Annotated in this window: 1 protein-coding gene; it reads right to left on the minus strand. The window is 61.6% G+C overall.

Annotated features, from left to right (window positions below):
• Nucleotides 1-294: EF-Tu C-terminal domain-related protein (locus ISP15_RS18460; protein ID WP_449757828.1), on the minus strand; the 294-nt coding region annotated here is incomplete at its 5' end.

The raw sequence follows: 294 nt of genomic DNA on the forward strand, positions 1-294 counted from the left end.
TTACTTGACGATCTTGGCGACGACGCCGGCACCCACGGTACGACCGCCTTCGCGGATCGCGAAGCGCAGGCCTTCCGTCATGGCGATCGGGGCAATCAGCTCCACCACCATTTTGATGTTGTCGCCCGGCATCACCATTTCCACGCCTTCCGGCAGCTGGCACGCACCCGTCACGTCGGTCGTGCGGAAGTAGAACTGCGGACGATAGCCCTTGAAGAACGGGGTATGACGACCGCCCTCTTCCTTCGACAGCACGTACACTTCGGCTTCGAACTGGGTGTGCGGGGTGATCGA

The organism is Dyella jejuensis (assembly GCF_044904675.1).
GTDB lineage: Bacteria > Pseudomonadota > Gammaproteobacteria > Xanthomonadales > Rhodanobacteraceae > Dyella_B > Dyella_B jejuensis.